20 protein-coding genes are annotated in these 25,994 nt (G+C 66.4%); 14 read left to right on the top strand and 6 right to left on the bottom strand.

From position 1 onward, the window contains the following. Positions 1–19: 19 nt before the first annotated feature. Positions 20–937: a LysR family transcriptional regulator gene (locus ACQR0W_RS20110; RefSeq protein ID WP_315712703.1), complete on the bottom strand. Its 918-nt coding sequence runs from the start codon at positions 935–937 to the stop codon at positions 20–22. Between the two features lie 129 nt (positions 938–1,066). On the opposite strand from ACQR0W_RS20110, the gene ACQR0W_RS20105 reads away from it, so the two are divergent. The 5 genes from ACQR0W_RS20105 (at position 1,067) to ACQR0W_RS20085 (ending at position 7,073) form a co-directional block, all read left to right on the top strand. After that, positions 1,067–2,362, top strand: a complete 1,296-nt coding sequence (locus ACQR0W_RS20105; protein WP_315712701.1) for a D-galactonate transporter — start codon at positions 1,067–1,069, stop codon at positions 2,360–2,362. 21 nt (positions 2,363–2,383) lie between these two features. Beyond that, positions 2,384–3,457 carry a tartrate dehydrogenase gene (locus ACQR0W_RS20100; RefSeq protein WP_315712700.1) on the top strand — a complete coding sequence of 358 codons (1,074 nt, stop codon included), beginning with the start codon at positions 2,384–2,386 and terminating at the stop codon, positions 3,455–3,457. Between the two features lie 155 nt (positions 3,458–3,612). Next, on the top strand, positions 3,613–5,031 hold the full coding sequence (gene pyk / locus ACQR0W_RS20095) for a pyruvate kinase (protein ID WP_316169659.1): 1,419 nt from the start codon (positions 3,613–3,615) through the stop codon (positions 5,029–5,031). 192 nt (positions 5,032–5,223) lie between these two features. Further along, the gene (locus tag ACQR0W_RS20090) at positions 5,224–6,036 is read left to right on the top strand and encodes a UDP-2,3-diacylglucosamine diphosphatase (RefSeq protein WP_315828168.1); all 813 of its coding nucleotides are present in this window, start codon (positions 5,224–5,226) and stop codon (positions 6,034–6,036) included. Between the two features lie 47 nt (positions 6,037–6,083). Then, positions 6,084–7,073: a threonine ammonia-lyase gene (locus ACQR0W_RS20085; RefSeq protein ID WP_315753172.1), complete on the top strand. Its 990-nt coding sequence runs from the start codon at positions 6,084–6,086 to the stop codon at positions 7,071–7,073. A gap of 10 nt (positions 7,074–7,083) precedes the next feature. On the opposite strand, the gene ACQR0W_RS20080 is transcribed toward ACQR0W_RS20085, so the two are convergent. Beyond that, on the bottom strand, positions 7,084–8,763 hold the full coding sequence (locus tag ACQR0W_RS20080; RefSeq protein WP_316167132.1) for a caspase family protein: 1,680 nt from the start codon (positions 8,761–8,763) through the stop codon (positions 7,084–7,086). 205 nt (positions 8,764–8,968) lie between these two features. Continuing rightward, positions 8,969–10,579 (bottom strand): hypothetical protein, encoded by a 1,611-nt coding sequence (locus ACQR0W_RS20075; protein ID WP_316169658.1) that lies wholly within the window; start codon positions 10,577–10,579, stop codon positions 8,969–8,971. Positions 10,580–10,654: 75 nt separating this feature from the next. Here ACQR0W_RS20075 and ACQR0W_RS20070 point away from each other — a divergent pair, with 75 nt between their 5' ends. Further along, positions 10,655–11,842, top strand: a complete 1,188-nt coding sequence (locus tag ACQR0W_RS20070) for an MFS transporter (RefSeq protein ID WP_316169657.1) — start codon at positions 10,655–10,657, stop codon at positions 11,840–11,842. On the opposite strand, the gene dgcA is transcribed toward ACQR0W_RS20070, so the two are convergent. After that, positions 11,824–12,819, bottom strand: coding sequence for an N-acetyl-D-Glu racemase DgcA (dgcA, locus tag ACQR0W_RS20065; RefSeq protein WP_316169656.1), 996 nt, complete (start codon positions 12,817–12,819; stop codon positions 11,824–11,826). The two genes, ACQR0W_RS20070 and dgcA, sit on opposite strands and share 19 nt — an antisense overlap. Positions 12,820–12,977: 158 nt before the next feature. Between dgcA and ACQR0W_RS20060 the strand changes: the two genes are divergently transcribed. From ACQR0W_RS20060 to ACQR0W_RS20050, 3 genes are all read left to right on the top strand, one after another. Further along, positions 12,978–14,111: an ABC transporter permease gene (locus ACQR0W_RS20060; RefSeq protein WP_315713623.1), complete on the top strand. Its 1,134-nt coding sequence runs from the start codon at positions 12,978–12,980 to the stop codon at positions 14,109–14,111. A 6-nt stretch (positions 14,112–14,117) separates the two neighbouring features. Then, positions 14,118–14,888: an ABC transporter ATP-binding protein gene (locus ACQR0W_RS20055; protein WP_315753168.1), complete on the top strand. Its 771-nt coding sequence runs from the start codon at positions 14,118–14,120 to the stop codon at positions 14,886–14,888. A 151-nt stretch (positions 14,889–15,039) separates the two neighbouring features. Further along, on the top strand, positions 15,040–15,912 hold the full coding sequence (locus ACQR0W_RS20050) for an MlaD family protein (RefSeq protein ID WP_434840824.1): 873 nt from the start codon (positions 15,040–15,042) through the stop codon (positions 15,910–15,912). Positions 15,913–16,195: 283 nt separating this feature from the next. Here ACQR0W_RS20050 and ACQR0W_RS20045 read toward each other — a convergent pair whose 3' ends face one another. Further along, the gene (locus tag ACQR0W_RS20045; RefSeq protein WP_316169655.1) at positions 16,196–21,808 is read right to left on the bottom strand and encodes a methyl-accepting chemotaxis protein; all 5,613 of its coding nucleotides are present in this window, start codon (positions 21,806–21,808) and stop codon (positions 16,196–16,198) included. A gap of 381 nt (positions 21,809–22,189) precedes the next feature. Here ACQR0W_RS20045 and ACQR0W_RS20040 point away from each other — a divergent pair, with 381 nt between their 5' ends. Both ACQR0W_RS20040 and ACQR0W_RS20035 read left to right on the top strand, forming a co-directional pair. Continuing rightward, complete coding sequence (locus ACQR0W_RS20040) at positions 22,190–22,564, top strand: Hpt domain-containing protein (RefSeq protein ID WP_315753165.1); 375 nt, start codon at positions 22,190–22,192, stop codon at positions 22,562–22,564. A gap of 83 nt (positions 22,565–22,647) precedes the next feature. After that, on the top strand, positions 22,648–22,968 hold the full coding sequence (locus ACQR0W_RS20035; protein WP_315707114.1) for a 2Fe-2S iron-sulfur cluster-binding protein: 321 nt from the start codon (positions 22,648–22,650) through the stop codon (positions 22,966–22,968). A 50-nt stretch (positions 22,969–23,018) separates the two neighbouring features. Here the strand turns inward: ACQR0W_RS20035 and ACQR0W_RS20030 are convergent, their stop codons facing one another. After that, positions 23,019–23,483, bottom strand: a complete 465-nt coding sequence (locus ACQR0W_RS20030; RefSeq protein ID WP_315753164.1) for an acyl-CoA thioesterase — start codon at positions 23,481–23,483, stop codon at positions 23,019–23,021. Positions 23,484–23,657: 174 nt separating this feature from the next. Between ACQR0W_RS20030 and ACQR0W_RS20025 the strand changes: the two genes are divergently transcribed. The 3 genes from ACQR0W_RS20025 (at position 23,658) to ACQR0W_RS20015 (ending at position 25,925) form a co-directional block, all read left to right on the top strand. Further along, complete coding sequence (locus ACQR0W_RS20025) at positions 23,658–24,686, top strand: NAD(P)/FAD-dependent oxidoreductase (protein ID WP_315712687.1); 1,029 nt, start codon at positions 23,658–23,660, stop codon at positions 24,684–24,686. A gap of 172 nt (positions 24,687–24,858) precedes the next feature. Continuing rightward, positions 24,859–25,467: a DUF2147 domain-containing protein gene (locus ACQR0W_RS20020; protein WP_315713622.1), complete on the top strand. Its 609-nt coding sequence runs from the start codon at positions 24,859–24,861 to the stop codon at positions 25,465–25,467. A 77-nt stretch (positions 25,468–25,544) separates the two neighbouring features. Then, complete coding sequence (locus ACQR0W_RS20015) at positions 25,545–25,925, top strand: DUF3551 domain-containing protein (protein ID WP_316169654.1); 381 nt, start codon at positions 25,545–25,547, stop codon at positions 25,923–25,925. Positions 25,926–25,994 lie beyond the last annotated feature (69 nt).

Genomic DNA, 25,994 nt, shown 5'->3' with positions numbered 1-25,994 from the left:
TGTTCGGCGGATCTTGCGGTCAGGCACCGCGGGCGTATTTCGCAAGCCGCGCGTCGAGCACGCCGAGCATGGCCTCGCGCGCCGGATCGCGCGAGCCGCGCAGCCAGACGGCCGCGAGCGGAAGCCGTCCGGCGGTGCTGCCGCGTGTCATCCGCAGCGGCACGAAGCGGACGCCGGAGACCGCGAGCCGCGAGGTCCAGCGCGGCACGATGGCGATGCCGAGCCGCGCGGCGACGAGATGCACGATGGTCTGCTTCTCATCGGCGAACTGCGCGATAGCCGGCGACAGCCCGGCCTGTGCGAACAGCTTCATGGTGAGGTCGTGGCTGTGCGGCCGCGACCGGCGGTCCGGGACGATCAGCGGCTGGTCGGCAATGTCGGCGAGCGAGACCACGGCACGCGAGGCCAGCCGGTGCCGTTGCGGCAGGGCCACCACGGCGCTCTCGCTGAGCAGCGCGCGGAATTCGAGCCTCATATCGGTGCGCTCGGGCGGCCTGACAAAGGCGAGGTCGAGCGCGCCGGACAGGATCCTGGGCAGCAGCCGGATCGTCTTCTCCTCCGTGAGCTGCACCGCGATGTCGGGATGCCGCGCGCGAAAATCGTGCAGCAATTGCGGCAGCAGCCCGGCGGCCGCGCTGTCGATGGCGCCGACGCGCAGCCGCTGCGCCTTCGTGCTTCGGGTACGGCGGCGGAAGCCGGTTTCGACCGCCTCGACACGGGCCAGGATCGCCCGGGCATCGCGCAGCAAGGTCGTGCCGTGCTCGGTCAGCGACACCGCGCGCGTGGTCCTCGCGAACAGCGGGGTCGCGAGATCCTCCTCCAGCAGCTTGATCTGGCGTCCGAGCGCCGAGGGCAGCATCTGCAGCCGCTGCGCCGCCTTGCCGAAATGCAGTTCCTCGGCGGCGGCCACGAAGCAGCGGAGCTGGTGCAATTCCATGGTGGGGTCCTGAAGAGGCGATGGGCCAGATTATATCATTTTTTTGTATAATGATGCGAGCATTGAAGCCGGCCTGGTTCGACGCCTACGCTTGTCAGATCAACGACAAGACGGGACAGGGAGGTGACGATGGCCGGAGAGCTGGAAACGCGCGTGCTGCGCAGGATCACGTTGCGCATCGTGCCCTTCATCATGCTGCTCTATTTCGTAGCCTTCATCGACCGCGTCAACGTCGGCTTCGCAGCGCTGACCATGAACAAGGACATCGGGCTGTCAGCCTCGGCCTATGGGTTCGGCGCCGGCATCTTCTTCTGGGGCTATTTCCTGTTCGAGGTCCCCTCCAACCTTGCGCTGGACAAGTTCGGCGCGCGCATCTGGATCGCGCGGGTCATGATCACCTGGGGCATCGTCTCCGGCGCGATGGCGTTCGTGCAGGGACCGACGAGCTTCTATGTGCTGCGCTTCCTGCTTGGTGCTGCGGAAGCAGGCTTCTTCCCCGGCATCATCCTCTATCTCTCCTACTGGTTCCCGGCGCGCCAGCGCGCAGCCGTCACCGCGCTGTTCATGGCCGCCGCGCCGCTCTCCACGGTTCTCGGCTCTCCGGTTTCCGGCGCGCTGCTGGAGATGGACGGCATTCTCGGCTTCAAGGGCTGGCAGTGGCTGTTCCTGATCGAGGCGCTGCCGGCGGTGCTGCTCGGCTTCGTCGTGCTCGCCTACATGACCGATCGTCCGGAGCAGGCGCGCTGGCTCGCCGACGACGAGCGCGACTGGCTGGTGCGCACCATGAATGCAGAGGTGGCGAGCAAGGCCGCCACCGCGAGCCACAGCATCTGGCGCGGGCTGGCCGACATCCGCGTGCTGGCGCTCGCGCTGGTCTATTTCGGCACCTCGGCCGGCCTCTACACGCTCGGCGTCTGGGCGCCGCAGATCATCAAGCAGTTCGGCCTGTCGTCCTTCACCGTCGGCTTCCTCAACGCGGTGCCACCGACCGTGGCCGTGGTCGTCATGATCCTGTGGGCGCGCCATTCCGACCGTACCGCCGAGCGCACCTGGCACGTCGTGCTGGCCTGCGTGGCCGCAGCCGTCGGGCTCTGGTTGGCCGGGCTGTCGACCAGTGTCGCCGCCGTCCTCGCTGCGCTCACGCTCGTCAATGTCGGCATCTCCTCCTCGAAGCCGCCGCTGTGGAGCATGCCGACCATGTTCCTGTCCGGCTCGGCCGCCGCGGCGGGCATTGCAACCATCAACTCGATCGGCAATCTCGGCGGCTTCGTCGGTCCCGCGATGATCGGCTGGATCAAGGACCAGACCGGCAGCTTCAATGGCGGGCTCTATTTTGTCGCCGGCCTGCTGGTGGTATCGGCGGTGCTGACCCTGTTGCTGTCACGTTCACAAAGTGCGAAGGCCCAAGCAGCCACGCCGTCCTGACCTCATCAACGGAGCTCTTTCATGCGCACCCATTCCATCGCCGCCATTCCCGCCGACGGCATCGGCCCCGAGGTCATCTCCGAAGGCGTCCGCGTGCTGGAGGCGCTCGCCAAGCGCGCGGGCGACATCAGCTTCAACGTCAAGACCTTCGACTGGGGCTCGGACTACTACAAGAAGCACGGCGTGATGATGCCGGCCGATGGACTCGCGGAGCTGAAAAAGTTCGACGCGATCTATTTCGGCGCGGTCGGCGCTCCCGACGTGCCCGACCACATCACGCTGTGGGGCCTGCGGCTGCCGATCTGCCAGGGATTTGATCAGTACGCCAACGTCCGTCCGACCAAGATCCTGCCCGGTGTGGCCTCGCCCTTGCGCAATGTCGGCGTCGGCGATCTCGACTGGGTGATCGTGCGCGAGAATTCCGAGGGCGAATATGCCGGCATGGGCGGCCGGGCGCATCGCGGCCTGCCGGAGGAGGTCGGCACCGAGGTCGCGGTCTTCACCCGCGTCGGCGTCACCCGCATCATGCGCTACGCGTTCAAGCTGGCGCAGTCGCGCCCGCGCAGGTTCCTCACCGTCGTCACCAAGTCGAATGCGCAGCGCCATGGCATGGTGATGTGGGACGAGATCGCCGCCGAGGTGGCGCGGGAATTCCCCGACGTGACCTGGGACAAGATGCTGGTCGATGCGATGACCGTGCGCATGACGCTGCAGCCGAAGAGCCTCGACACCATCGTCGCGACCAATCTGCATGCCGACATTCTGTCCGATCTCGCCGGCGCGCTGGCCGGCAGCCTCGGCGTGGCGCCGACCGGCAACATCGATCCGGAGCGGCGCTTCCCGTCGATGTTCGAGCCGATCCATGGTTCGGCGTTCGATATCACCGGAAAGGGCATCGCCAACCCGGTCGCGACGTTCTGGACCGGCGCGCAGATGCTCGAGCATCTCGGCGAGACGGACGCGGCCGCGCGGCTGATGGCTGCGGTCGAGAAAGTCTGTGCAGCGGGCATCCTGACCCCCGATGTTGGCGGCACGGCGACGACCAAGCAGGTGACCGACGCCGTCATCGACGCGATCCATGGCTCCAACGCCTGAGGCGTGCTGTTCTCTTGCACAATTCTGGCGTGTTCCGTGTCGCGCTTGCAATGGACGCTGCGGGGCGTATATCAGCGCTTCCGCTGCGTCCGCGCATGCCAATCACATGCGTGTCATAGAGACGCGAGACACGGCTTAAGGAGAAAGGACACATCATGCGTCGTCACCGTCGAGCCAAGATCGTCGCGACTGTCGGTCCCGCGAGCAATTCTCCGGAGATGCTGAAAGCGCTGTTCCTCGCCGGTGTGGACACCTTTCGTCTCAATTTCAGTCACGGGACGCAGGCCGATCACGCCAAGGTCCATGCCGCGATCCGCGCGCTCGAGAAGGAAGTGCGGCGGCCGATCGGCATCTTGATGGATCTGCAGGGACCTAAGATTCGCGTCGGCACTCTGCGCGATAAGAAGATCCAGGTCGAAGCCGGCGAGACGATTCGGTTCGTCCTCAACGGCACCGAGGGCGACAAGACGTCGATTCCGCTGCCGCATCCGGAGATCTTTGCGGCGGTCACGCCCGGTCACGATCTTCTGATCGATGATGGCCGCGTCCGCGTTCGTGTGACAGGCCTCGGCGACGACTGGATCGAAGCCAAGGTGATCGTCAGCGGCGCGATCTCCAATCACAAGGGCGTCAATCTGCCCGGCACAATTCTGGAGCTGTCGCCGCTGACGGCCAAGGACCGCTCCGATCTCGCCTTCGGGCTCGATCTCGGCGTCGACTGGGTGGCGCTGTCCTTCGTGCAGAAGCCGTCCGACGTGCTGGAGGCGAGGGGCCTGATCGATGGCCGCGCCGGCATCATGTCCAAAATCGAGAAGCCGGCGGCGCTGGAGCGCATCGACGACATCATCCAGCTGTCGGACGCGATCATGGTCGCGCGCGGCGATCTCGGCGTCGAGATTCCCAACGAGGACGTGCCGGGCAAGCAGAAGGAACTGGTCCGCGCCTGCCGGCTCGCTGTGAAGCCGGTGATCGTCGCGACGCAGATGCTGGATTCGATGGTGGCGACGCCGACGCCGACGCGCGCCGAGGTCTCCGACGTCGCGACCGCGATCTATGACGGCGCCGACGCGGTGATGCTGTCGGCGGAATCGGCCAGCGGGCAATATCCGCGCGAGGCCGTGGCGATGATGGACAGCATCATCAAGGCCACCGAAGGCCACAAGATGTATCGCTCCATCGTCGAGGCGACGCAGCCGGGCGAGGAGCAGACGGCGCCGCATGCGGTGGCGACCGCGGCGGCCGATCTCGCCTCGGCGATCCACGCCAAGGCGATCGTGGCCTATACGTCGAGCGGCACCTCGGCCTCGCGCGTTGCGCGCAAGCGGCCGAGCCTGCCGATTCTGGCGATCACGCCGAATGAGGACACCTCGCGGCGCATGTGCCTGTTGTGGGGCGCGCACAGCGTGTTGTCGCAGGACGTGAAGAGCTACGAGGAGATGGTCGAGCGCGCGACCTTCTTCGCCGTGCAGGAGGAGTTCGCTGAAGCCGGCGACCTGCTCGTCGTCGTCGCCGGCATTCCGTTCGCGCAGACCGGCACCACCAACAATCTGCGCGTCGTCACCGTGCCGAGATAGGAGGCTGATTTTCCCTGTTCGCGCTGCCCGCCTGTCGCCTGATTGTCGCACCCCGCTGGTATCGCGGGGCAGTGACGAGGGACATCGCGAGTCGTCAAACGAGCGGTGTCCGGTCGCGGTCCGGCAGGATGGGTTCTGCCGGTGCGGCGTTTCGTCATCGCGGTGTCATCAGGGACTGTTAGGTGGGCGCGCATGGGACTTGAGACTGCTGGTGAAGAAAGCCCGGCTCGGCGCTTTCGGACGTTGTTCATCTCGGACGTTCATCTCGGAGCCCGCGGCTCGCAGGCCAATCTCCTCGTCGATTTCCTGCGTCACCATGATGCCGACACGATCTATCTGGTCGGCGACATCATCGACGGCTGGGCGCTCAAATCGAGCTGGCATTGGCCGCAGTCGCATAACGACCTGGTGCAGAAGATGCTGCGCAAGGCGCGCAAGGGCGCCAAGATCGTCTATGTCCCCGGCAATCACGACGAGTTCCTGCGCGGTTATTACGGCACGCATTTCGGCGGCATCGACGTCGTCGAGAACATCTTGCACACCGGCACCGACGGCAAACGCTATCTGGTGATCCACGGCGACATCTTCGATCTGGTCGTGCAGAATGCGCGCTGGCTCGCCCATCTCGGCGACAAGGCCTATGACTTCGCCATCCAGATGAACCGTCTGGTCAACTTCTTCCGTCGCATGTTCGGCGTTCCCTATTGGTCGCTGTCGCAATGGGCCAAGCAGAAGGTCAAGAACGCCGTCAACTACATCGGCGCGTTCGAGACGGCGCTGGCCTCGGAGGCGCGGCGGCATGGCGCTGATGGCGTGATCTGCGGCCACATCCATTGCGCCGTCATCCGCGACCAGGACGGCATTCGCTACATGAATTGCGGCGACTGGGTCGAGAGCTGCACGGCGCTGGTCGAGCACGAGGACGGCCGTTTCGAGATCCTGACCTGGACCGATCCGCAGCGGCAACCCGCGCCGGTTCCGCAGCTGGCCGCCCGCGCCGCCTGACACCGGTTCCCTTGCCTCTCGGCAATCGGGCGCGGTAAAATAGGGGTATGACAGCTCATTCCCCGATCCTGCCCGTGACCGCCGCCGACATCGAGGCGGCGGCACGCGTCCTCGCGCCCGTGGCCGTGCGGACTCCGCTGCTGCCAGCCCCCGTGCTCAACGAGCGGTTCAAAGCGAACGTCTTCGTGAAGCCGGAGGTGCTGCAGCGGACCGGCTCGTTCAAGTTCCGCGGCGCCTACAACAAACTGGCGTCGATCCCGCAAGCAGCGCGCGGCAACGGCGTCGTCGCATTCTCCTCCGGCAATCATGCGCAGGGCGTCGCCCATGCCGCCACATTGCTGGGCATGGACGCCACGATCGTGATGCCCTCGGATGCGCCAGCGGCCAAGCGCGAGCGCACCAAGGCGTTCGGTGCCGACGTCGTGCTCTATGATCGCGATCGCGAGGACCGCGAAGCGATCGCGCGCGACATCGCAGCAAAGCGCGGCTCGACGGTGGTGCCGCCCTATGACGATCCCTACGTCATCGCAGGGCAGGGCACCGTCGGTCGTGAAATCGCCGAAGATCTCGCGGCGCTCGGCCTGTCGCCGGATCTGGTGATCGTCCCGGCTTCGGGCGGTGGACTGCTTGCCGGCGTCTCGACCGCGGTCAAGGCGCGCTTTCCCAACACCCGGATGGTCGTGGCCGAGCCAAAGGGTTTTGACGACCATGCGCGCTCGCTACGGGCCGGCCACCGCGAGGCGCACGACGCAAAGGGCCGGACCATCTGTGACGCGCTGATGGCGGCGATTCCAGGCGAGATCACCTTCGCCATCAACAGCCAACTGCTGTCGGCCGCGGTCGAGGCTTCGGATGAGGAGGTGGGGCGCGCGGTCGGCTTTGCCTTCCGGGAGCTGAAGCTCGTGGTCGAGCCCGGCGGTTCGGTCGGGCTTGCAGCATTGCTGGCCGGCCGGCTGGATGTGGCGGGCAAGACGGTGGTGATCGTTTTGTCCGGCGGCAATGTCGATGCTGAGCTCTACGCCAGGCTGATCGCCTGACGATCAAGCCTCAGTGAAAGCTGAGGCCGCCTTTTGCAAATCCCCCGCCGCCCATCCGCAGTCCGGACTGCGCGACGTGCGGCGTGCTCCGCGCCGGGCCGCCCTGCATCCCGCCTTGGCCACGCGCCATCGACGGATGCGACGCGTTGATGTTCGGCTTGAACGGTCCGGAATTGCCGGGGAAGGGACGCCGCACTTCGCGGGCGTCGAATGGCCGCCCAGGACTGCGCTTCAGTGGATCGCGCTGGATTTTCGTAGCCACGGGCGGATTTGTCGGCGGCACGATCCTGTCGCGCAACTTGGTCTGAGCGATAGGCCCGGGATCGACGACCTTGTTGGGACCCGCGTTGTTGATGGCATTGCCTTTCGTGACCACCGTTGGCGGCAGCGGTCCGTGCGGCACGGTGGCGGCCGGCAGCGTCGGTTGCGGGGCTGGATGGCTCTGGATCTGCGGACCGGGATTGAACGGTCGCGCGATCGGTGCCAGTTGCGGTGGCATCATGAGACGGCTCGGTTGCAGCACGGGGATGGGCCGAGGCTGTCCCTGCAGCCGCAGTGCGACCGGCGCATATGGGCTGTCGGCATAGGATTCACGGAAGCTCTGATAGGCGGCCGGCGAATTCGCCAGCACGGCCTGGTGCCACGCCGCGGCCTGCACGAGGCCGGCGAGCAGTGCGCGGATGCGGTCGGCGAGCGGATCGCGCGGATACAGCTCGATGAACTCGCGATAATATTGCGGACGGTTCTCCGACAGCACGTAGTCATAGGCCTGCCGCACGGAACGGCTCGGCAGGTTGGCCGCCATCTGGATCACCGGCGTATTCTCGGCAGGGCGCGCCGCCGCGACCAGCGTATCCCCGAAGAAGGTGAAATCACTGGTCAACGAGGAGCTTTCCCATGGCGTCTGTCGTCCGTCGGTGCTCTGGTTCACCTGTAGGCGAATGCGCTTGAACAATTGCTCGATCGGCAGGTTCGGCTGCCGCGCCAGGTTCAGGAACGCCTGCGCGTACGGGCTGTGCTCGCCACGCCCGTCGAGCGCCTCCGCGCCAGGCGAGGTCGAGTATCCGAGGATCGAACCGTTCGGCGCGTCGACGATGGCAAGTCCGCGTCCGGCATCGTTGATGGCAGGGAATGGATTGTTGCGGCAGGCGTCCAGCACGACGATCCGCATGCGGCTCGGGATGGCGTCGAGCGTTGCCATCAGGTCCACCAGACGGATGGTCCCCGTCGTCAGGTCGGAGGGCGCTGAGATACGGGCATCGATCGGGATCAGATAGTTCTCGCCCGCGAGCTGAACCCCGTGGCCGGCGTAGTAGACCATTGCCACGGTGTTCGGGCCGTGTGCTGCCACCCGGCTCGAGAAATCCTCGACGACCTTGAGCATCTCGTTCTGCGTCAGATCGGTCGCCGTGATCACCTCGAAGCCGGCCGAGTTCAACAGCTTGGCAACAGCATGGGCGTCGTTGTCCGGGTTCTCCAGCGGCGGCGCGTTCTGATAGCTCGCATTGCCGATCACGAGCGCGACGCGTGGCTCGGCTCCTTGAGGGATCGCGGCGGGCGTGTTGCTCTCCTTGGCCGGTGAGGGAGCTGCCAGCGCGCGCGGTGGTGTGTGAAGGTTGTCGAGCTCACTGCCGGCGGCGAACGCCGAGTCCGGGCCGACCCAGGCCATCAGGCCCAGCAGCGCGGACATGAGCAGGGATTTCCAGGCGGATGTTACAGCGCGAAATTTCGGAACGGACACGGCGTTCTCCTCGAGCATGCGCAAAGCGAATGGCTTGAGGATCAGGCTACGCAGGTCACGCAGCAGCGTAAGTGATCCGCGTCACCCATCAATGCGGCACCTTTCGGTGCTCAGCGATCGAGGTTCAACAGGAGGCGGCCGAGATGCACTCGCCCTACGAGAAGAATGCGATCTTCTCAGGCTGGGTCATGCGACGGATCGGCGCCAACGAGTCGTTGGCGGGTGCCTGCGGCCGCTGCAGAAGGCCGTTCGACAGCAGCGTCGATCCCAGCGACGGCTCGTAGGCAGGCTTGGGCATCGCGGACGCGCTGGTGCTGTGAGCCGCGGCGGCGGTCGGGCGGACCTGCTGGATCGGCGCAACGTCAGCCTTCGGGGTCGCTGCGGGAGATTGAGCTGCGACCGCAGCCGCCACGGCGGCCAGGGTCTCGATGGTGATCGCCTCCGGAAGCGGTGGCGATACGGGCACGCTGGGGACCGGCGCCGGGGCTGCAGGCGAGGCCATGCGCGGGGCCGCCGCGGGCGGGGCCGGCATCGGAGGGGAAGACATCGGCGGAGCCGACATCGTGGGCGCAGCGGGAGCCGGCGCCGCGCTGGCAACCGGGGCTTCTGCCGTGGTCAGCACGAGATCCGGCTCCGACGGCGCTGTCTCGCTGAAGCTCGCGACGATGTCGTCGTCGACCGAGGTCGGCTCCTCAATGTCGAAGCCGAGCGTCCTGGCCCGGCTGAACTCCTCATCGTCGATCGGATCGGGGGCACCCATCTCCGCCGCGACCAATTCCAGGATGGCTTCGTCGTGGGCTTCTGCGGCGACGGCGTCATCCAGGGCCGCCGCGGCGTGCTGCTCGATCTCGAGCAGGGCTTCGTCCACCGACGGCTCGGTCGCAGCTTCCGGGGGCTGCACCACCGCCGAAGCGGCGGTGTCGACCATCCTGGCCTCAACCGCTGCAGCCGCCATGATCACGGCATCAGCGCCGGAGGATGTCTCGACCGATTCGATCGCGGCCACTGCGGCAACGAGCGGAATGGTCATCTCGAGCCCGGCTTGGGCCGCCTCCATCTGTTCCGGCACGGGCTGCGGCTCCGAAGCCACCTGTGGCTCAGCCGAGACCGTCGCCGCCGCAGTCGGACCCGATGCGACATCGGGTGTCGGCGGGGCCGCAGCCTCGGTCGCCGGTTCGATCTCGTCAGCCGCGGGCGGAATGCTTGCTTTCTCCGCGTCGAACTCCTTCAGCCGCGTCTTGATGATCTCGAAGGCCGCAAGCAGCGCGACCTTGGGGTCGGCGCACGCAAGCTGGTCGCAGGCGGCCTCGATCGACGTGACCTGTGAATCGATCAGGTCGCAGATCCGCGAGTCCGCACCGATCTCGCGCCAGCGCCAGGAAATTTCCTTGATGATTCGGATGCCCTTGCGCACCGGCGCCAGGTTCTGCTCGAGGGCCATGCTGTCGACCGCAGTGGCGGCGGCGAGTGCGGCGTCTTCGACCGTGGCGCGGATCGCGGCCAGCGCTTCGGGCAGTGCCTTGCTGTCGGCCTGCTCGAATTCCTGCTGCTGCTGACGCTGTGAGGCCAGCGCATGCTCGATGCGGGCCACCGCGTCGAGCACCATGCTGGTGTCGGCATTGCGGTTGCGCTTGGCGTATTCGCCAAGGAACCAGCGGCCTCGGGACGTCTCCATGAAGGCGTCGCGGATCGCCTCGTAATCGGCCTCGTTCGGCTGAGCCGCACGGGCGGATATCGGCGAGAGGGCGAAGACTTCATCGACCATGGCAAACCTATCGCGCACATTGCTGCGCGTTGGCATAACGATCACCATGATATTGATCGAATCGCAATTGAATTGATGCCACTGTCCCGACAAATCTCCACCACATCGCCGGTATTGTCGCGCCGATTCGCGGACAGGTTGGGGCTGTTCTATGGCGCTGTGTTCGTGCTCTCGGGCACGCATCTGCCGTTCTTTCCCGTATGGCTACGGGCGATCGGGCTGGATGCCGCATGGATTGGGGTCATCGTTGCGGTTCCCGCCGTAACCCGCTTCACCGTCCTGCCGCTGATCACCGCGGTTGCCGAGCGCCGGCAGGCCCTGCGCGCCGCGATGCGGCTGACCACCTTCGCAACGGCATCGGGCTTTGTGGCTCTTGCCTTCCAGCGCGAACCCTGGCTGGTATTCTTGGTCTACGTGGCAACCTGCTGCCTCTGGACACCCGTTGTCCCGCTGACGGACGCTTATGCGCTCCGTGGCGTGATGAGCTATGGCCTGAACTACGGTCGCCTGCGGCTGTGGGGATCGGCCGCATTCATCGCCGGAACGCTGCTGTGCGGCGGGCTGGTCGACTTCGCGCCGTCGTCCGAGCTGATCTGGATCATCGTCTCGGTCGCGCTGTGCGGTGCGGCAAGCAGCCTGCTGCTGCAGGCGCTGCCGCCGCTGCCGCATGGCGCCGGCCTGGCCCGGGACGGGCGCAGTCTGCTGGGCAATCCGAGCTTCCTCTGCATCATCGCCGCTTCGGCGCTGATCCAGGCAAGCCATGCGGCCTACTACACGTTCTCCGCCATCGAGTGGAAGGCGCAGGGCTTCAGCGGGCTGACCATCGCTTGGCTCTGGACCATGGGCGTGCTGGCCGAGATCGTCGTGTTCGCCCTGTCGCCACGGTTCACGCTGTCGCCCGCCAGCCTGGTCATGATCGGTGCAGTGGCGGCCGTGCTGCGCTGGAGCCTCACGGCCCAGGAGCCGCATGCGGCCGGGCTCGCCGCGGTCCAGATCAGTCACGGCTTCACCTTCGGGCTGACCCTGGTTGGAACCATGGGGCTGTTGGTCCGCCAAGTGCCGGCGCAGCTGACGGCGCGCGGGCAGGGCTATTATGCGGCTGCGAGCGGCGTGGTCGGCTCGGCGGCATCGGCCCTCTCTGGGCCGGTCTATGCGGCCTATGGACCCGGTGTCTACTACGTGATGGCCGCGATGGCCGGAGCGGGCGGCGTCCTGATGTGGATCGCGCACCGAAGCCTGTCGTTTCAGCCCCACAACGCCTGATCGGGCGGATAGACCAGGCTGTCCTCGTAGTGCAGGCCATGCTCGCAATCCTCGGCGAGCAGCAGCGGACCGTCCAGATCGACGAAACGGGCGAAAGGCGTCAGCAGCATGGCCGGTGCCATCGACAGCGATGTCGCCACCATGCAGCCGACCATGATGTCGAAGCCGACCGCGCGCGCGGCTTCGACCATCGCAAGCGCCTCGGTTAGTCCTCCGGTCTTGTCGAGCTTGATGTTGACGGCGTCATAGCGTCCGCGCAGCGCTTCGAGCGAGTCGCGGTCATGCACGCTCTCGTCGGCGCAGACGGTGAGCGGGCGCGCGATCTTTCCGAGCGCTTCGTCTTTCCCTGCGGGCAGCGGCTGCTCGACCAGCGTGACGCCGGCGATGGCGCAGGCTGCGAGATTGGATTCCAAATTCGCTTCGGTCCAGGCCTCGTTGGCGTCGACGATCAGTTGTGACTGCGGCGCCGCCGCTCGCACGGCTGCAATCCGCGCAGGATCGCCGTCGCCGCCGAGCTTGATCTTGAGCAGCGGGCGATGCGCGGCCTTGGCCGCAGCTTTGGCCATCACATCGGGGCTCCCGAGCGAAATCGTGTAGGCCGTGACGCACGGTGCCGGTGCGCGACGTCCGAGCAGGTCCCAGATGCGCCGGCCGCTCCGCTTGGCTTCGAGGTCGAGCAGCGCGCAGTCGAGCGCATTGCGCGCCGCGCCCGGCGGCAACGCCGTCTGCAGGGCGGCGCGGTCGAGACCAGAGGCGACCGCATCGCGCATCGCGAGCAGGGCGCTCAGCGCCGCATCGGGCGTTTCGCCATAACGCGGATAGGGCACGCATTCGCCGCGGCCAACCATCGTCCCGTGTCGCAGCTCCGCGATCACTGTCACGGCTTCGGTCTTGGCGCCGCGGCTGATCGTGAAGCTGCCGGCGATCGGCCAGTGGCCGATCCGGGCGTCCAGTATTGGAAAACCGTTGGAAGTCATTTGAAAGTCTGGCGCTTTGTGAACCGGAATGAGGCGCTTGGGACTTGCGCGATCTGACCGACTATGGCTGTTGATAGTGGTCTCCGGCAAGGTGGTAGCGACGCGGTGGGATTTTTCTCGTCAAGGAGCGGACGTCCAAGGCTCCGAGGATGGCCGTCGTGAAGGGCGGCCCTGATTTGCAGCGCAGTGGCGATGGCAACGCGCTGTCGCTGCGCGCGACCGGCGCCTGGACTGCGCCCTTTGCGCCGTCGCTCGAACGGCTCGTCGCCGATGCCGAAAAGCTCGCCGGCAAGAAGATCGATGTCTCCATCGACGTCTCCCAAGTCTCCAAGCTCGACACGTTCGGCGCCTGGCTGATCGAGCGGCTGCGCCGCAGCTTCACGACCGGAACCGTCGAGGTCCGGATCGATGGGCTCTCTGCGAACTACGCCAGCCTGGTCGACGAGGTTCGACGCGTCAGCACCGCGCCCAATGGCGACGCGACGATGGTGACCATCACCGGCATGCTCGGCCAGATCGGCCTCAGTGTCGCCGGCATCTTCGGCACGATCGCCGCGCTGATCGACATGCTCGGCGCCGTGATCGTCGCCAGCGGCCGGGTCCTCATTCATCCCCGCAGCTTCCGATTGACCTCGACCATCCATCATCTCGAGCAGGTGTGCTGGCGCGCGGTGCCGATCATCGTGCTGATCACCTTCCTGATCGGCTGCATCATCGCTCAGCAGGGCATCTTCCATTTCCGAAGGTTCGGCGCCGACATCTTCGTCGTCGACATGCTCGGCGTGCTGGTGCTGCGCGAGATCGGCGTGCTGCTGGTGGCGATCATGATCGCGGGCCGGTCGGGTAGCGCCTACACGGCCGAGCTCGGCTCGATGAAGATGCGCGAGGAGATCGACGCGCTGCGCACAATGGGCTTCGATCCGATCGAGGTCCTGATCCTGCCGCGCATGCTCGCGCTGGTGATCGCACTGCCGATCCTGGCCTTCCTCGGCGACATCGCCGCGCTCTATGGCGGTGGGCTGGTGGCCTGGTTCTATGGCGGCGTCGATCCCGAGGCCTTCCTGCTGCGCCTGCGCGATGCGATCTCGATCGATCATTTCAAGGTCGGGCTGCTCAAGGCGCCGGTGATGGCGGCGGTGATCGGGATCGTCGCCTGCGTCGAAGGACTGGCAGTGCAGGGCAGTGCCGAGTCGCTGGGGCGCCACACCACTTCGTCGGTGGTGAAGGGCATCTTCTTCGTCATCGTGATGGACGGCGTGTTCGCGATCTTCTTCGCCGCGGTCGGGATGTGAGCTGAGATGACGCAGGAGGTCTCCGATCCGATCATCCGCGTGCGTGACGTTACCGTGCAGTTCGGCAAGACGCGCGTGCTCGACGGGCTCGACCTCGACGTCAAGCGCGGCGAGATCCTGGGCTTCGTCGGTCCATCCGGCGCCGGCAAGTCGGTGCTGACGCGCACCATCATCGGCCTCGTGCCGAAGCTGTCGGGCAACATCGAGGTGTTCGGCGTCGATCTCGACGCCGCCGATCGTGCCGGCCGCCGCGCCGTCGAGCGGCGCTGGGGCGTGCTGTTCCAGCAGGGCGCGTTGTTCTCCTCGCTCACCGTGCGGCAGAACATCCAGTTCCCGGTCCGGGAGTATCTCAAGGTCTCGCAGCGTCTGCTCGACGAGATCATGATCGCAAAGCTGGTGATGGTCGGATTGCGGCCCGATGTTGCTGATCGTTTCCCGAGTGAGCTGTCGGGGGGCATGATCAAGCGCGTGGCGCTGGCACGCGCGCTCGCGCTCGATCCGGAGCTGGTGTTCCTCGATGAGCCGACCTCGGGGCTCGACCCGATCGGCGCCGGCGATTTCGACGAGCTCGTCCGGACCCTGCAGCGCACTTTGGGACTGACGGTTTTCATGGTAACCCATGATCTCGACAGCCTGTATACGGCGTGCGACCGCATCGCCGTGCTGGGCGACGGCAAGATTATCGCCGCGGGATCGATGGCCGACATGCAGGCCTCGGAACATCCGTGGCTCCGACAGTATTTCCACGGCAAGCGTGCCCGAGCCGTGATGGGGTAGCGCGACGCGCCCCAGGGACGATTTTTGTGAGCGGGAGTGGGGACTGCCGCGACAAAGTTGATGGGGTGGGTGCCGCTGTCCGGCGCCAACCGACAGTGCACGGAAGCGGGGGCCGGATGACCGCCGCGACGTGCCGGTACCGGAGTTGGTAATGGAAACGCGGGCGAATTACGTCCTGATCGGGTCGTTCACGCTGGCTGTGATTGCCGCGGCGATCGGATTTGTCCTCTGGTTTCAGAGCCTGCACACGACCAAGCAGCGCAGCCCGCTGCGGGTCGTGTTCGAGGGTCCGGCCGCGGGTCTGCGCAACGGCGGCAGCGTCAACTTCAATGGTATCCGGGTCGGTGAGGTCATCTCGGTCAAGCTCGACAATCCGCGCCGCGTCGTCGCGCTGGCGATGGTCGAGAACAACGCACCGATCCGCAAGGACACCCTGGTCGGGCTCGAGTTCCAGGGCCTGACCGGCGTCGCCGCGATCTCGCTGAAGGGCGGCGAGGAGGCTGCGCCGCCGCCGCTGCTCGACGAGGATGGCGTGCCGATGCTGCGTGCCGATCCGACCCGGCTGCAGGACGTGACCGAAGCGATCCGAGCCACCTTGCAGAACATCAACAAGGTGGTCGCGGACAACCAGGACGCCGTGAAGAACTCGATCAAGAATCTCGAGGTGTTCACCCAGTCGCTGGCCCGCAATTCCGAGCGCATCGATGGCGTCATGAGCCGTGTCGACGGCATCATGGGCAAGGCCGATACCCTGATGCTCGGTCTCAACACGCTGGCCGGCGGCAAGGATGGCGGCGAGCTGTTCCTGACGGTGAAATCGATCCGGGAGCTCGCCGAGGATCTGGACAAGCGCTCCGGCGCGCTGATGGCCGATGGACGGCGCACGCTGTCCGACATCAGCCGCGCCGTGAACAATTTCGACCGCAATCCGACCCGGGTCCTGTTCGGGGCCAGCAACGCCAGCCCGAGCAACGCCCAGGCCTCGCAGCCCGCGCCCGCGGCGCCCACCAGCGGGCGGCGGTGAGGGAGGCGGGCGGGCGCAGGGCGTAGCGAGAGGCAGCGCCTCGGTGCCCTCCGCGGCGATGCACCGATTGCTCCACGCTCGGCTTGGCATTGTCCCGTCTCATGCTGACTGGCATCCCGGGCGCCTGCAACGACGGCTGCCGTGCCGGTCGGGCCGGCGACGGGCAAATCCGAAAACGCTTCACTGGACCCCGATAAGCGAAACGGAGGCCTCGCGGCCTCCGTTGTCTATTCTCATCGCGGTCGGCTCCTCGCCATCCGCTAGTCGCTGTTCGCTGCTCCCGTCACGCCAGCCTTCCGGCGGCGTGGGCGAGCAAGGTGTAGACCAGCCCGGTCTCCGAGGTGAGCTGGGCACGCAGCGCCTGCGGATTGCGGTCGTCGCGTGCGACCTCGTCGAGCAGCCGCTCGAACTCGGTGATGTAGCGGTCCACCGTCTGCTTGAAGGTGCGGTCGGCGCGGTACTTGCGGGCGACCTCGTCGAACGCCTTCTGGCCGGCCGGGGTGTAGAGACGCTTGGAGAACGCCTTGGTCTCGCCGCGCTGGTAACGGTCCCACATCTCGGCCGCGAGATTGCGGTCCATCAGCCGTGCGATGTCGAGCGACAGCGACTCCAGCGGATTGCCCGACTGCTGCGCCGGACCGCGGCCACGCGGCGGCTGGGGCTGGCCGGCGGTGCTGTTGTCGGCCCGGTTGAGCAGGTCGGACAGCCAGTTGTCGCTGCGCTGATCGGCGACCGGACCCATCGGCGGCGCCTCGACCCGGCGTGGCTGCGGCGGCGGGGCCGGCGGCTGCATGCCGAGATCCGGCGGCGGCAGGTTGGCGACGCTGGTCGCAGCCGGCTCGCGCAGGCGCATGTCCGGCCGGCCGCCGACGGCTGCGGCGACGATCGGCTCTTCCTGACGGATCACGGCCGCTGGCGCCGCGACCGCGGCGGGACGCGACGCGCTGACCACGTCGAGACCGCGGCCGTGATGCGCGACGATCCGGTTGAGTTCGGCCAGCGCCTCGATCTGGTCGACGATGACCTTGCGCATCTGCGCCGTGCTCTCGGCGGCCTCCTGCGGCATCTCCAGCACGCCGCGGCGCAGCTCGTTGCGCGTCGCCTCGAGCTCGCGATGCATCTCGGCGGTCATCTGCTTCATGCTCGACACCAGCGTGGCGAACTTCTCCGCCGACTGCTTGAACATCGCATCGGCTTCCTGCGTGCTCTGCTGGTAGATCTCCTGCATCTGCGACGTGGTGAGGCGGCGTTCCTCCTCCGCGTTGGCGCGGATGGCCTCGAACTGGCGGCTGAGCGCGGTCGAGCCGGCCCCCGCCGTTTCCGCCACGACCCGGGCGATGTCGCGGGCGCGCTCCTCGGCGGCCGCCAAGGACTCGTCGAGCAGGGTGGTGAAGCGCGTCAGACGCTGGTCGAGATCGGCGGTGCGCAGATCGATGGTGGTGACCAGCGATTCCAGCGTCGTCTTGCGATCCGAGATCGAGACGGTCGCATCGCGGTTGCTCTGCTCGACGATGGCCGCCGCCTCGATCAGCGCCTTGCCATGCGCGTCGAACTGGCCGGACAGCGAGTTGAGATCCTCCAGCGCCCGCGACGTCTTGGAGTTGAACACGTTGAGCTGGTCCTCGAGCGTCTGCGTCGCGGTGCCGTTGCGTGCGGTGACGTCGTTCATCGCGGTGACGAAGTCGGCCACCCGGGTGACCAGCGCCCGCTCCAGCGAGTTGAGGTTGTCGTGGGCGCCGGTCAGAACCTCCTGCAGCAGGATGTTGCCCTCGCGCAGACGTTCGAACAGGGCGACCGTATCGGTGCGCAGGATCTTGCTCGTCTCCTGCATCTCGGTGACCGCAGCCACCGAGACCTGGCGCGACTGCTCGATCGCCGCGCGCGAGGCCTGCTCCAGCTCCTTGAGCGACTTGGTGATCGCGGTGGTCGCGAGCTCTCCCGCCGAGGTGATGGTGCGGGCGACCTCGGAGCCGTTGCCATTGACGCTCTGGGCGAAGTTCTGGCCGCGGACCTCGATCGCCTTCAGCGCGTCGGTGGTGACGCGATCGATCTCGATCGTGAGCTGGTTGGTCTTCGAGTTGAGTGCCTCCACAAGGGTGCCGCGCTTGCCGTCGAGCATCTGCGACAGCCGCTCGCTCTGCTGCTGCACATAGGTGACGATCTCGTCGGTCTTGCCGGTCATGGCCGAGCCGAACGAGTTGCCGGCGGCGAGCACCGAGCGCTCGATCTCGGTCGAGGTCGACTTGACCCGCGTGGAGACCTCGTTGGAGGCGGCGACGAGCGCGCTCTGTGCATTGAGCGCGCTGCTCTGGATCGCATCGGTGGTGTTCGCCGCGACGGAATTGATGACGCGCTCGATCTCCGACGACATCGCCTTGAGCTGGCCCGCGGTGTCGGTGGAGGTGGCGGTCAGCAGGTTCTGCGCCTCGCGCGCGCCGCCGACGATCACCGCGACCGTCTCGGTCGTGGTCGTCGTCAGCACCGCCTGGGCTTCGCGTGCGCTGCCGACCAGGGTGGCCGCGGTGTCGGCCGACGTGGCGGTCAGCGACATCTGCGCCTGGCGCGCGCTGTTGAGGATCGAGGTCGCGGTATCGGCGCCGACGGACGACAGCGTCCGCTCGACGTCGACGGCCAGCGACTTGACGTGCTCGGTTGCTTCCATCGAGGCGGTGACGAGCTTCGACTGGACGTCGCGGGCGCTGTCGACGATCGCTGCGGCGGTGCTGGTTCCGACCGCGGCGAGCGTGCGCTCGACGTCGGCCGCCAGCGACTTGACGTGATTGGCCGCTTCGGACGAAGCGCTGATCAGCGTGCTCTGCGCTTCCCGGGCGCCGCCGGTGATCGTTTCCGCGGTGGTCGTCCCCGCGATCGACAGCGAGCGCTGGACGTCGACGGTCAGCGCCTTGACCTGTTCGGCCGCTTCGCTCGATGCCGCGAGCAGGGCATGCTGGGCATCACGGGCGCCCGCCGTGATGGCTTCGGCGGTTTCCGTCCCGGCACTGGTCAGCGAGCGCTGCACGTCGGCTGCGAGCGACTTCACGTGCTCGGCCGCGTTGGAGGAGGCGGACACCAGCGTGTTCTGGACCTCGCGTGCACCGGCGAGGATCGAGGCTGCCGTGGCCGAGCCGGCGGCCGTCAGCGCCTGCTCGACGTCAACGGCGAGCGACTTGACGTGGGTGGCGGCATCGGAGGAGGCGGACACCAGCGTGTTCTGGGCCTCGCGCGCACCGGCGAGGATCGAGGCTGCGGTGGTCGAGCCTGCCGCCGTGAGCGTGCGCTCGACGTCGGCCGACAGCGACTTGATCTGGTCGGCGGTCTCGCCGGAGGCCGCGACCAGCGTGGCCTGGGCCTCGCGTGCACTGGTCAGCACGGCCTCGGCCGCGCTGCTGCCTGCGTTCGACAGGGCACGCTCGACCTCGGCGGAGGTGTTCTTCAACTGCGATCCGACGTCGGTCGAGACGTTGAGCAGCGCCTGCTGTGCCGAGCGGGCCCCGGTCTGGATGGTCTCGCTGGTGTTGACCACGAGGTTGGTCAGCGCCCGCTCCGCATCTTCCACATGCGACTTGATGCTGGCGGACAGCAGCTCGGCGCGGGTCATCAGTTCGTCGCTCGCCTGGCGGCCGCTGCTCTCGATGCGGCCGGCCACGGCCTCGACGCGCGAGCCGAGCAGGTCCTCGAACTGCGACACGCGATGGTCGATGTCCTTGGCGATCGAGCCGACGCGGGTCTCGATGCCCTGATGGATGTCCTGGAAGCGCGCGGTGACGGCTTCGGTCAGCTCGTAGCTGCGGCCGTCGATGATGTTCGACAGGCTGTGGATGCGCTGATCGATCGCTTCGAGCGCCTTGTCGGTGCCGTCAGTCAGCGAGGAGGTCAGTATGTTGAGGCGGGAATCGATCGACTGGATCGCCTGCGCCGAGCCATCGGTCAGCGAGGAGGTCAGCACGGTCAGCCGCGAGTCGATCGCGTGCAGCACCTGGGCAGCGCCGTCGGTCAGCGAGTTGGACAGAGTGCCGAGGCGGCCTTCGATCGTCGAGGTGACCGAGGTCGCGCGGTTGTCGAAGTTCTCCTCGAGCGACTTGAGGCGGCCCTCGACGCTGTCGTCGAAGGTCTTGATCTTCGCATCGAGCGAGGTGTCGAGGGTGGTGATGCGGGCCTGCAGATTGGTCTCGAACTGGTTCAGCCGCTGATCCAGCGTCGCCGTGATCTCACCGCTGTTGGACGACAGCCGCGTATCGAACGTATCGACATAGGACTTGAGATTGTCGGAGATTTCCTGGGTCCGCTGGCCCATGCGCTCGACGATCTCGCCGCCATAGGTCTTCACCGTGCGGTCGAATTCGGTGATGTGCCGGGTGATCAGCGCGCCCAGCGTCGAGCTGTCGCGTGCGAAGCGCTCGGCGAGCTCGGTGCCCTGGTTCTTCACCAGCTCGTCGAAGGCGCTGATCTGGATCGACAGCGTGTCGTGGGTGCTCTCGGTCTGGCTCACGACCTTGGCGACCAGTGAATTGACGGTCGCATCGAGCGACTCGCTCGCCTTCTCGCCTGACGTGACGATGTGGCCGGACATGCGCTGGCTCGCCTCGTCGATCTTGGTGACGAGATCGCCGCTGCGCAGCTCGAGCTCCAGCAGGAGGGACTCGCCGGACGCCTTGAGCTGGTCGTGAACCTGCTCGGTTCGCACCGAGATGCCGTCGACGATGGCCGCCGTGCGCTGCTCGAACTCGCTGGTGATGCGGTCGATGCGCTCGTTGAGCATCTCGTGGACTCGGTCCGACAGGTCGGCGAACTCGTCGTGGACGTGGCCGGTCTTGAAATTGAGGCTGGTGGTGAGCCGCTCCGAGGCGTCGAGCACGGCGCGGGTGGTCTCGGCGCTGGCCTCTTCGAGCCGGTCGAGCAGATCGCCGCCGCGCTCGCCGAGCGCGAGGATCATGTTGTCGCCGGCGTTGCCGAGCGCGGCCGTGATGTGGGCGCCGCGCTCTTCCAGCGCGCCGGTGATGCTCTTGGCGACCTCGTCGACCCGCGAGGCGATCGCGTCCGAGATCAGCGCGATGTCGTGGCGAAGGTCGATCTGGACGCCCGAGATGGCGCTGCGGACCTGCTCGGCTTGGCCCACGAGGTTGTCGCGCTGATGGGCGATGTCCTGGAGCAGGGCGCGGATGCGGACCTCGTTGTCGCTGTAGGCGCGCTCGAGCGCCGCAACCTCGTTGGCGACCAGCATCTCGAGCTCGCCTGCGCGAGCGATCGCGCGCTCGACGCCGTCGCCCATCGCCGCGACCTCGCGGCGGATGGCCTGGCCGACGGTCACGATCGAATCGCTGACGGCGCCTTCCGGCTCGGAGAAGCGGATCGCGACCTGCGCCATCGACTGCGCGATCATGCGCAGCTCCTGGCCGCGCCAAGCGAGGCTCGCGAGGAAATAGAACAGCAGAACCGGGGCAAAGAACACTGCGGCGAGGCCTGCCATGACCAGCACGCCGCCGCTCTGGCCGATCAAGGTCTGCAAAGCGGGCAGGAAGCCGATGGTCAGCAGGACGCAGCCGACGATCCAGATGCCTGCAAAGGCGGTTGCCAGCGTGTAGACGCCGCGTGACGGGCGGCCCTTCTGGATCGCCTGCAGCAATTGGCCGATAGTCTCGCGGTCGTCATTGGCCGGGCGGCGCGCGGCGAGCGGCGGCGGCTCGATCTCGTCAAGGCTGCTGCGGTCGATGCCCGGACGCGAGTCGAACGAATCCAGACTGGACACGCCGTTCGGCATGACGGGCGGAGCCCCGTCAGCGTGGACCGAGCCCTGCGAGTCCGTGGGCGCGGACGAATCGCTGATGTTCAAAGCCTCCTGAATGGCGGACAGCGCAACTTCAGTCGGGTCTTTGACCTTTTTCGGAGTGTTCGCCATGTTGAGTCCGAGCCCTCGTCTTAATTTCGATCCGGCGAGCCGCGTACGAGTGCCCTCTCGCAACGCTCGAACCGGACGTCATCCCTCGCAGGCACCAGGGGTGGCAAATTCCGCCAGGTGACCCACTCCATCCGGGCATCATCCTATTGGCTGTGCCTGTTGAAAGAAATGGCCGTGGTTAAGAGATTCTTAATCATCGTTAACAGCAGCCGCCGTTAACACTCTAGAAGTTCTGCGAATTCCCGTTTCTGCCGTGATTGGGGCAGAGCCGGGCCCAAATCACGGCAAACCCGCGGCAATTGGGCCGGTAACAATGCATTAACCATTGTCGTGCTTGGCTTACCACAGGCGCGCGCGGCGCGCCCGGACCGGATTGCCGCCATGATTCCCGACCTTTCACGGATCGAATGGATGCCCTCGCCCCCGCTGGTTCCCGATGACGGGCCGATCAGCCTGGACCTGCTGCGCCGGATGACGCTCGGCGACAGCGCGCTCGAGCGCGAGGTGCTCGCCATGTTCTCCAGCCAGGCCGTCCGCCTGCTGGAGCGGTTGCAGGTGATGCCCGAGGACGCCGCCACCGTCGCCCACACGCTGAAGGGCTCGGCCCGCGCCGTCGGCGCGCTCGACGTCGCCGACGCGGCGGAAGGGCTCGAAGCGGCGCTGCGGGCGGGCGACCCGGCCGATGCGCTGGCCTGGCTCGGCACGGCGATCGCGCAGGCCCGCGCGGCGATTTCGGAGATGCTCGGCGCGGCCTGAGCGGCCGGCGGCAGCACTAGCGCGGAGCGGAGCGGTCCGTTATAGGACAGCCCGACCTCATTCCCTGCGCAGCACGAGCACACATGGCCAAGATCACCTTTGTCGACCATACCGGCGAATCCAGAACCGTTGAGATCGAGAACGGCGCGACCGTGATGGAAGCGGCGATCCGTAACGCCATTCCCGGCATCGAGGCCGAATGTGGCGGCGCGTGCGCCTGCGCGACTTGCCATGTCTATGTCGACGAAGCCTGGCGCGAGAAGGTCGGCCCGCCGACCCCGATGGAAGAGGACATGCTCGATTTCGGCTACGATGTCCGGCCGAATTCCCGTCTTTCCTGCCAGATCAAGGTCTCCGACGAACTCGACGGCCTCGTCGTCTCCACCCCCGAGCGTCAGGCCTGACCGTTCGTCTCGCGCCCTCATCGTCGCGCTTCGGCTGATCGCCGCCAGGCCTATGCCGGCGGCGCGATCGCCATGCCGCGGCGGACCCAGGGCTGTAGCGCAGCAACGAGATTCGGCGTCAGCGGCGCCGGTTTGCGCGTCACCTCGTCGATCAGGACCATGACCGCGGTGGCCGACGCCACGCAGCGCCCGTCCGAGAACACGACCTGCTCGCAGGTCACCGACGTGCGCCCCAGCCTCACGACCCCCAGTCCCAGCTCGATCGTGCCCGGCCAGCGCAGCTCGGCCCGGAAATGCATGTCCAGCCGCACCATGATCCAGGCCAGCCCGTCCTGGGTCAGGCCATGGCGCGGGTCTTTCATCAAGGTCACCCGGCCGGTCTCGAAATAGGTCGCGTAGACCGCATTGTTGACGTGCTGGTTGGGATCGAGGTCGCCGAAGCGGACATTGTCCGTCAGCCGGTAGGGAAAGTCCTCCAGGCGTGGCGCGTGATCGCGGCGGGCCGTCTCTGTCACCGATTGATCTCCATCATTCATGTCCCCTTCAAACCCGGCTAAGCCCACCGCTGCAAGCCGCGCGCGAGGCAGGGGCGGCTTTTGTGCCTTCCCTGCGACCACACCAATGGCTACAAATTCGGAACCGCCATCTGCCGCCATCCGTCGAGCGGCGCCTCCAACGAGAAGAGCGACATGAGCGAAGCGATCAAGACCGATGTGCTGATCATTGGCGCGGGCCCTTGCGGACTGTTTGCCGTTTTTGAACTGGGGCTGCTCGACATCAAGGCGCATCTGATCGACATCCTCGACAAGGTCGGCGGCCAATGCGCCGAGCTGTATCCGGAGAAGCCGATCTACGACATTCCCGGCGTGCCGATGGTGACGGGGCAGGGCCTCACCGATCAATTGATGGAGCAGATCAAGCCGTTCAGTCCGACCTTCCATCTCGGCGAGATGGTCGAGAAGGTCGAAAAGATCGGCGATCCCGGTTTTCGCGTCACCACCGATGCCGGCAAGGTGTTCGAGTGCAAGGTCGTGGTGATCGCGGCCGGGGGCGGCTCGTTCCAGCCCAAGCGCCCGCCGGTGCCGGGCATCGAGGCCTATGAAGGCACCTCGGTATTCTATGCCGTGCGCAAGATGGAGCAGTTCCGCGACAAGAATGTCGTCATCGTCGGCGGCGGCGACTCCGCGCTCGACTGGACGCTCAACCTGCACCCCATCGCGAAGCGCATCACGCTCGTTCATCGCCGCGACGACTTCCGTGCCGCGCCCCACAGCGTCGAGCAGATGCGCGCGCTCGTCGCCGGCGGCAAGATGGATCTGCGCATCGGCCAGGTGACGGCGCTCGAAGGCGCCAATGGCCAGCTGTCGGCTGCGACGATCAAGGGCAACGACAACGCGGTCGAGACCGTCCCCTGCGAGATGATGCTGCCATTCTTCGGACTGACGATGAAACTCGGTCCGGTTGCCGAGTGGGGCCTCGCGCTCGAGCACAATCTCATTCCGGTCGAGACCTCTGCCTTCGAGACCTCCGTGCCCGGCATCTTCGCGATCGGCGACATCAACACCTATCCCGGCAAGATCAAGCTGATCCTGTGCGGCTTCCACGAGGGCGCGCTGATGGCGCAGAAGGCGCACCGCTACGTGTATCCGGAGAAGCGGCTGGTGTTCCAGTACACGACGTCGTCGTCGAGCCTGCAGAAGAAGCTCGGCGTCAACTAATTTGTCGGCGGTATGGAACCTTCCGCCGCCGGACCAACTCAAATGTGAAGAAATGTTTCCTGCGCGTGCCGGTTTCACCGGCGCGCCAGACCTGTTATGGGGCTGGAACGATGCATGAAACGGCCGTACTGTGCGGCCATTCATTTTGTGACTTGGTCAAGGTGAGATGATGATGCGCAATGCGTTTCCCCGACTTCGGCTGGTGCCTGGTGTGACGAAGCTCGCGATCGGCGCGCTCGTCGTTGCCGGTGCTCTGCTGACGCGGCCTGCGCTCGCGGCTGAGCCGACCGCGGCCGGTCTGTGGCAGAAGGTCGAGGATGGCAGGCCCGTCGGCTGGTTTCTCTTCATCGACCACGACGGCGTGTTCGAGGGCGTGATCGCCAAGACGTTTCCGCGTCCCGGCGACAATCCGAACGAGGTCTGTTCGAAGTGCAGCGATGACCGCAAGAATGCGCCGGTGCTCGGCATCTCCTTCGTGCGCGACATGAAGCGCGAGGGCCTGAAATACGAAGGCGGCAACGTGCTCAATCCGCGCGACGGCAACATCTGGAAGGCCAATATGCGGGTCAGTCCGGACGGGCAGACGCTGATCCTGCACGGCTATCTCGGCATCTCGCTGTTTGGCAAGGACGAGACCTGGACCCGCCTGCCGGATAGCAACATGGCGCAGATCGATCCTGCGATCCTCGCCAAATATCTGCCCTCGCAGGCGACGACGGCAACCGGCCCCGCCACCAAGCAGGCGCCTCCGATGATGAAGAAGCCGGCTGCGGTCAAGTAGACTGCTTCCGAACTGCGACCGTCCTCGCTCCTGGCCGACAAGGGATCGCGATCTCGGACACCGCGTCGGCGAAGAGCTTGATCCAGACCAACCGCGTGGTCGAGGACAAGGTCTCCATGATCATTCGAGCGTTGCTTGCCGGTGATCGCGCAGGCCATTGGCCGCAGCGGTCGGAATTCGACGAGGGAGCGATGCTGATGCTGCGTTGGATAATCGCGGGGAGCGCGGCCATCTCCATGATCCCGATCGCCGCTGCTCAGACCTATGAGTCCAATTATCCTGTCTGCCTACAAAGGTGGGAATGGGGTGGTAGCACCTATGTCGAATGCACCTATACGTCCTGGGATCAGTGTCGAAGGGCAGGCCGGGGCCTCGCGGCCATGTGCGTGAACAACCCATATTGGGTACAAGGACAATCAGGATCGCTTGGCGGTGGTCGCCGTCGATTTGCGCGGTGAGCGTTGGGACGTCGAGGCCGATACGTTCTTTCGAGGCGGCCCGGCTCTCCATCCGCTCCCAACTCCCCA

It is taken from the genome of Bradyrhizobium sp. HKCCYLRH1034, assembly GCF_051168375.1.
In the GTDB taxonomy this organism is placed as follows: Bacteria; Pseudomonadota; Alphaproteobacteria; order Rhizobiales; family Xanthobacteraceae; genus Bradyrhizobium.
Note: the sequence above shows the minus strand (reverse complement) of the source record. Positions and strands in the feature narration are given on the sequence as shown.